The organism is Clostridium sp. (genome assembly GCF_051278035.1).
Taxonomy (GTDB): Bacteria; Bacillota; Clostridia; order Clostridiales; family Clostridiaceae; genus Clostridium_AD.
Window position 1 is genome coordinate 1 of the sequence record NZ_JBNMNU010000190.1, and the last position, 7,712, is coordinate 7,712.

The window sequence follows — 7,712 nt, forward strand, 5'->3', positions numbered from 1 at the left end:
TTAAGTGTCTTTGTCCTATATCATTAGCAATCCTTCTAAGTTGATTTACCTGATCTTCTGTTCCTAGAACCACCATAGTATCGCCTAATTTCACCATTTCATCAGAACTTGGATTAAAAACTAACTTATCACTATTATATTTTTTAATTGCTAGAACTATTAGGCCAGTTTTTTCAGGTATTTTTATTTCAAGAAGACTCTTATTTAACATATTGGATTTATCACAAATCACAACATCTTCTAAGTCCAAAACTACATCTCCAGCGTGGGTAATTATATCTAAAAATGCTATAACAGTAGGTCTAAGCATTAATGCTGCCATTCTAGTCCCTCCTATTTCATTTGGAGAAATTGTATTGTTTGCGCCTGCTTTTTTTAGTCTCCCCTCTGCATTTTTATTTATAGCTCTAGACACAATATATAAATCACTATTCATTTCTCTTGCGGTTAAAACTGTATATACATTTTCAGAATCCTTTGGTAAACAAGATATAAGACCCTTTGCATACTTTATTCTTGCCTTATATAATACATCTTCCTCCGTGGGATCTCCATGAATAGCATGGATTTTATCTCTTATTAATTCATTTATCTTTTCTTCCTCATTGTCTATCACAATAAAGGGCACATTACTTCTTTTGAATTGCTCTATGGCATTTTGTGATGTTTCTCCTGCGCCACATATTATATAATGATCTTCTAACTTTGTTATCTGAGATTCCATACGTCTCCTCCTCCAAGCATCTTTTAAATCTCCTTCTAGAAATGAAGATACTACACTTGTAAATAAATACCCTACAGTACTCAAACTAAATAAAATAATAAATATCGAGAAAATCTTAGCATTCGTATTCATAGTTGCAACTTCCGCATATCCTACTGTTGATATGGTTATAACCGTCATATACAATGCATCTACAATGCTAACGTGTAATAAAATTTTATATCCTATTGTTCCTGTAAGGATCAAAGCTATTAATATAGTAACTAGAAAATTAAATTTACGATAACTTTTCATGGCTTAGCCCCTTAAACATACTTTTATTAATTATACCATAAAAAGGTAGCCTTATAAATGTGTGCTATTTAATATTTATTTAACATAAAAGGTATAGCAAAATTTTGCTATACCTTTTATGTTTTTTGCATACGACATAGTGAAACCTTTGTTTCAAAATTTATTTTATACTAATTATCATCATATCTACATTTTTACTTGAATCAATAATTACCTCTTTTAATATTAAATCTGACATTAAAGCTTCTCTAATGATTTCTTCAATTTCCTCTTTTCTATCCATATAAAATGCTTGCCTATTATAATTTATCATCGAATAATTTTTACTATTTTCCAATAGTTTTTTTTCGAATAAAGTAAGTGTATCCAACGCTTTAATCTCTATAATATCACCGCTAATAAATACATCTATATCTTTAGGACCTTTTCCAGTATTAGTCTTAATAAATCTGGCCAATAAATTTTTTATTTTACTTTCCACTTCAGTTTTTAATGTTTTGCTAAGAACGGTATTATCATTTATAATAGTTTCATCTTGTCTTTGTTTAAATATTTTAACGGCCGCCTTAATCAGTGCTTCCATAAGTTCATCGTTTTTTATAGGCTTAATAACATAATTATCTATTCCCACATTCACCACCTGAAGTATTGTCTCAACATCAGAAAAAGCAGAAGTAATAATAATCGCACAGTTTTTATCAATATCTCTTATATTCCTTGCCATTTCTATTCCATCCATTTCTGGCATCTTAAGATCAGTAATAACAATATCAGGATTAAATTCCTTGAACTTATTTAATCCATCTTCTCCATTCTCTGCTAGATATAATTTACCAACCCTTCTTTTTAAAAATATTCCTAGTTGTTCTCTATGGAATTCTTCATCTTCCACATATAGGACTTTTAAATTTGAAAGTAAATTTTCTTCCTGTTTAATAATCATGTTATGCCTCCTTAACGGGAATAGAAATACTAAAACAAGCTCCCCCATCCACATTATAAAATTTTATACTACCATTAAAATTCTTTTCAATAATCATTTTTGACATATATAAACCAAGACCTGTCCCCTGCTTATTGCTTTTTGATGTAAAATACGGTTCAAATATTTTTTTAGCTATAAGCTCATCTATACCCCCAGCATTATCTTTTATTTCAACTGTATTATATAAACCATCGCTACTTATTTCTATGTCAATTTGTTTATTTGCAGTATTAGATTCTGATAATGCATCAATAGCATTATTTACTATGTTGAAAATCACTTGAGAATATTGATTTGAATATCCATATGCCATAAGATTATCTATGTGTTTTATATTACATTGTATTTTATAAAACTTAAAATTTTCTTCGATTAAATCTATAGTTGTAAAAATACTATCATATAAAGAAAAACTTTCTTTATCCATTTTAGGTTTAAAAAAGTATCTAAAATCATCTATTGTTTGAGACATTTTATCAATAAGTTTTCTTGCTTTACCTATTAAACTTTCTAATGCTTCTTTATCTAAATCGTCATACTTATGCATATCTTCTATATTTGTTATAATAAGCCCTAATATACTTAAGGGTTGCCTCCATTGGTGAGCAATATTACCAATCATTTCACCCATAGCCACAAATTTTGATTGATAAATCATTAATGCTTCTTTTCTTTTATTCTCATCCATTTCTTTTTTAAACATCTTTTCCAGTTTCATGTTTATCTTTTCTAACTTGATAATCATCTTTTGATTATCATTTTCTTCTATATCAATTTCACTCTTATAAATTGATTCAAAAAACTCTTTATATTCGCCATCAAGAGAAATCTGAGACGCTACTTTATTTATTATGCTTCTAAACCTCTCTTCACTTCTAATTAAAGTTTCTTCTTCAATTTTTCTATTGGTAATATCTCTAGAAATCAGTACTAATTTTTGTTGATTTTGAAGTTTAAACAACCGTGTGTTTATCTCTACTGTTAGAGTTTTACCATCCTTTGCTTTAAGAATAGCCTCAAACAATACTGTTTCCTTTATACTTAGTGCTTTTTTAATTTCTTCTATTTTCTCGTTATTTAGTCCTATAATTATCTGATAATACTGCATATTGCATATTTCTTCCTTAGTGTAACCAAGTACCGCACATGCCTTATCATTAACCTCAAGAAAATTGCTGAAAAAATTATCGTTTATATTTAAAACAAAAATACAATCGCTGCCACTGCTAAATAATACTTCATATTTTTCTTTATTTCTAATCAGCTCAACTTGGAGTAATTTTCTTTCTTCTATGTCTTCTTTTAACTCAACATTTAGAGTTTCAACTTCACTTACGTATTTAGCCTCAACTTCTAGTCTACTTTGATTTTCCTTGGTTTTATAAACATATCTTATTACTAATATGAAAATTAATATAATAAGTCCAGCTAATAAAAGTATATTATATAAATTATTTTTAATAATGCTTACAACATCTTTATAGTCCATGGTAACTGTTACTATCCAAAACTCATCTCCTATATAAGTAGGTGCAAATGCACTGATTTTTTTTATCCTTTTAAAATCTTTATCTCCTGGCCATATAGAGTAATATATATTTACACCTTTCCCTCCTTTTTTTTGTTCTTGAACAATTTTGTCCAGTTCTGACCAATCATATTCAGGAAATTGACCTTGTCTTGCATCCATAACATTTTCACCTATATCTTCACTCTTAGGATGCATTAAAAGTACTCCATTTTGATCTTTTACAGAAGCATATCCCTTAGCTCCAACTTTTATAGGTTGAACAATTTTTTTATACAAAATATTTAAACTTAGCTTACTTCTTATAATTCCTATAAATTCATTTTTATAAAAAACAGGTTGGAGCAAACATATAATAGGCCCAAATTCTTTTTCAAACTCTATTTTACCTACAACAACTTTATGGTCTTTTATTACCTCCCTTACACCTTCAATATTAGAAATATTGTTACCTATACTCTCTTTGTCATCAATTATTAAAGGTTCTTTTTCTAAGATTACACCATCTTTATCTAATAGTTCTACTGATTGAACCATCTCTTGTTGTGTTTTATAGTATACCTCTAGAATATCCATATGAAAATCAAGATTTTCACTTTTCAATAAAGCATTAAATTTTTCTTGAAATGCATAATTCTGAGCTATAATTTCTATATTTAATCTTTGTTCATTCATAGAAGTTTCCAAACTTCGTCCAGTCATTTCTGCAATAGTTAATAAATTTTCTTGTTCATTCTGAATTATAGAATCTCTAAAATTTTTATAGTTTGACCATATTAGGAAAAATATAAGACACAATAAAATTACAATTGAAAAAAGTATTGCTATATATTTATTTAAATTTTCATTTTTATTCTTGATAAATCTATTTTTCACAAAAATAAATCCTCCTTACATCATATGTACTTAATTCTATTTTAGCCTATTTTAGCCTATTTAGTATTATATCATAAATTTACATAGATTAACCCTTAAATCATCATATGCGCAGCTTTTCATCTTCTTTGAAACTGCATTATTAACAGCTTTCTTCTGAAATACATAAAAGGTTAGCAGTAACTATTCTGCTAACCTTTTATGTATATATAATTTAAGCTTAAGAACATCTTTTAATTATATCCCAATAAATACTATATCTCTGTTACTATTGCTTTTAAAATTTAAAAGACAGTTTTAATGACCAAACAAATTAAGCAATAATCCTGCAGCAACCGCTGAACCAATTACTCCTGCCACATTTGGCCCCATAGCATGCATCAATAAGAAATTTGAAGGATTTGCCCTTTGTCCTTCCTTTTGAACAACTCTTGCTGCCATTGGAACTGCAGAAACTCCCGCTGCTCCAATCATTGGATTAATTTTTCCATTAGTTAATTTACACATTAACTTACCAAACAGTACTCCACTTGATGTTCCTATAGCAAATGCCATAAGTCCAAGTACCAATATTTTCATAGTTCCTATTGTTAAAAATACGTCTGCACTAGCTTTCGCACCTACAGTGAGTCCTAAGAAAATAGTTAATATATACAAAAGGGAATTGCTTGCTGTAACAACTAAATTTGGTACTACTCCTGATTCTTTTATTAAATTTCCAAACATCAACATACAAATTAATGGTGCTGCTGAGGGTAACAATAATACAACTAAAATAGTAACAATTATTGGAAATACTACTTTCTCAATCTTTGATACCGGTCGTAATTGTTCCATTTTGATTTCTCGTTCTGCTTTTGTAGTTAAAAGTCTAATTATTGGTGGTTGTATAACTGGAACTAATGCCATGTATGAGTAAGCTACTACAGCTACAGAACCTAAAAGGTGAGGTGCTAATTTATCCGTTAAAAAAATAGCTGTTGGTCCATCTGCTCCACCTATAATTGCTATAGAAGCTGCTTCCGGTCCCATAAATCCAAGTAGTATAGCTCCTATAAATGCAAAGAAAATTCCAATTTGAGCTGCCGCTCCAAGTAGTAGACTTTTAGGATTTGCAATAAGTGGACCAAAGTCCGTACCTGCACCAACACATAAAAATATTAATGGTGGATATATCCCTAAATTTACTCCTTGATATAAATAATGAAGAAGCCCGCCATCATCCATAAGGTTTGCCAATGGCAAATTTACAATGAGCATACCAAATGCTATTGGTATTAATAAGTATGGTTCATATTTTTTTTCGATAGCTAAATATATAAATATACAAGCTATTACTATCATTATCACATGCTTATAGGTTAACGCTAAAAAACCAGAACCCTGTATAATGCTTTGAAGCATCTCTGTCATTTAACCTGCCTCCTTTCTATTATGGATAAATTAATTTATCATTTAAACTACTGTAGAGAAACTAATTTATCTCCTAAAGCCACTGTATCACCCTTTGTCACATTTATAGCTGTTATTTTCCCATCTTTTGGTGATACTATTTCATTTTCGAGTTTCATAGCCTCTATAACTACTAATACCTGTCCAGCTTTAACTATGTCTCCAACTTTTACTTTAACTTCCCAAATTCCACCTGGGATAGGTGCTGTTACGTCTTCACTACCTGTTGGCGTCGCCTCTGCTACCTTAGGTGTGTTATTTGCTTGAGTTTTTTCTTCTTTTACTGGCACCTCTGCTCCAATTTCTAATTTTTCTACTTCTACTTCATAAACTTTCCCGTTTAAACTAATTTTATATTTTTCCATAATCTCTTCCTCCCTTCTCTAAAATTTTTCTATTCTAAGTTATCCTCTTTACACTTCTTACATGAATTCTAGAATTTTTGTTACCAGAACTAGCAACTATAGTTGCTGCTAAACAAGCCACTATATCATCCTCTTCTTCTAGGCTTGTTATTTCGATTTCATTTCTACATGTTTCTATTTCTTGAATGCTATTTACCTCTTCAATAACTTCGACCTTCTTCTCTTTGAAAATATACTTGAATGTTCCTAGTATCAATGAAAGAAGGAATAAAAGAGAAAAAACTAAAATTATAGATCCTATTGAGACATTAAGCGCCTCGGTCATCGAAACTTCATTACCTAACATTTTCACACCCCTTTACTAGCGTATTATTTAAAATGATACGTCAATATAATTATAATCCATGTTTTTTTCTTCTAAGAATTTCTTAGCTACTTGTTCAAATAGCGCGTAGCTTAGCACGTCCTCATCACTCTTTGCTAGATCTCCAATTTCCTCTTTTGCTTTTTCAAATCCTGGCTTTAGTAAATCTGCGGGTCTTACCACCACTACTTCTTCATTTCCTATAATTTTTTTTATTATATCTTCACTTATAGGTACTGGTGATTTGCCATAAAGTCCTCTTACATATTCTTTTATTTCTTTTGGTATTATTTTATACCGCTCACCTACTAAAATATTAAATACCGCTTGTGTACCAACCATTTGACTTAAGGGAGTAACTAGCGGAGGAAATCCTAAGTCTTCACGTACTTTAGGAATTTCTTTTAGCACTTCTTCATATTTATCCCCTGCATTTTGTTTTTCTAATTGTGATAAAAGATTTGAAAGCATTCCACCTGGTACTTGATATATTAATGTTTTTGGTTCTGTCTCCATTACTTTTGGATTTAATATTCCATTGTCTAAGTATTTTTGTCTTATGGGTTTAAAGTACGCGGCTACTTCACTTAAAGCTTCTAAGTCGAGTCCAGGATTTCTTTCCCCATCTTTAAAAACTACAGCCATAGATTCTGTACATGGCTGAGACGTCCCTTCTGAAAAGGGTGATATAGCAGTATCAATAATATCCACGCCTGCTTCTACTGCCTTCATGTACGTCATAGATGCAATTCCACTAGTACAGTGACTGTGAAGTTCTATAGGTATTTTTATTTCTTTTTTTACTCTACTAATTAATTCATAAGCTGCATCTGGGGTTAATATACCTGCCATGTCTTTTATGCATATTGAATCTGCCCCTGTATTCTCCATTTCTTTCATTAAACTAATATAGTATTCTATGGTATGTACTTTACTTGTTGTGTAGGAAATAGCACACTGGCAGTGAGCTCCAGCTTTTTTAATAGCATTAATTGATGTTTCTAAATTTCTTACATCATTTAGAGCATCAAATACACGAATAATATCTATACCATTTTCTACAGCCTTTTCTATAAATTTTTCTACTATATCATCTGGATAGTGCTTATACCCTAGAAGATTTT

At 30.1% G+C, this 7,712-nt stretch carries 7 protein-coding genes; all 7 read right to left on the reverse strand.

What is annotated here, in order from left to right:
- Window positions 1–1,018: potassium channel family protein (locus ACJAX4_RS20075; protein ID WP_435791213.1), on the reverse strand; the 1,018-nt coding region annotated here is incomplete at its 3' end.
- 160 nt (window positions 1,019–1,178) lie between these two features.
- Window positions 1,179–1,961, reverse strand: a complete 783-nt coding sequence (locus tag ACJAX4_RS20080) for a Na-translocating system protein MpsC family protein (protein WP_435791214.1) — start codon at window positions 1,959–1,961, stop codon at window positions 1,179–1,181.
- Between the two features lies 1 nt (window position 1,962).
- Window positions 1,963–4,407, reverse strand: coding sequence for an ATP-binding protein (locus tag ACJAX4_RS20085; RefSeq protein ID WP_435791215.1), 2,445 nt, complete (start codon window positions 4,405–4,407; stop codon window positions 1,963–1,965).
- Between the two features lie 297 nt (window positions 4,408–4,704).
- A complete protein-coding gene (locus ACJAX4_RS20090; protein ID WP_435791216.1) occupies window positions 4,705–5,820 on the reverse strand; it encodes a sodium ion-translocating decarboxylase subunit beta in 1,116 nt (371 codons plus the stop codon).
- A gap of 47 nt (window positions 5,821–5,867) precedes the next feature.
- Window positions 5,868–6,224, reverse strand: coding sequence for a biotin/lipoyl-containing protein (locus ACJAX4_RS20095; RefSeq protein WP_435791217.1), 357 nt, complete (start codon window positions 6,222–6,224; stop codon window positions 5,868–5,870).
- A 34-nt stretch (window positions 6,225–6,258) separates the two neighbouring features.
- Window positions 6,259–6,570: an OadG family transporter subunit gene (locus ACJAX4_RS20100; RefSeq protein WP_435791218.1), complete on the reverse strand. Its 312-nt coding sequence runs from the start codon at window positions 6,568–6,570 to the stop codon at window positions 6,259–6,261.
- A gap of 27 nt (window positions 6,571–6,597) precedes the next feature.
- The coding region (locus tag ACJAX4_RS20105; protein WP_435791219.1) for a pyruvate carboxylase subunit B at window positions 6,598–7,712 on the reverse strand (1,115 nt) is incomplete at its 5' end.

Coding starts and splice junctions, on each gene's coding strand:
- ACJAX4_RS20080 (WP_435791214.1), bottom strand. CDS start 1,961: ATGATTATTAAACAGGAAGAAAATTTACTTTCAAATTTAAAAGTCCTA.
- ACJAX4_RS20090 (WP_435791216.1), bottom strand. CDS start 5,820: ATGACAGAGATGCTTCAAAGCATTATACAGGGTTCTGGTTTTTTAGCG.
- ACJAX4_RS20095 (WP_435791217.1), bottom strand. CDS start 6,224: ATGGAAAAATATAAAATTAGTTTAAACGGGAAAGTTTATGAAGTAGAA.
- ACJAX4_RS20100 (WP_435791218.1), bottom strand. CDS start 6,570: ATGTTAGGTAATGAAGTTTCGATGACCGAGGCGCTTAATGTCTCAATA.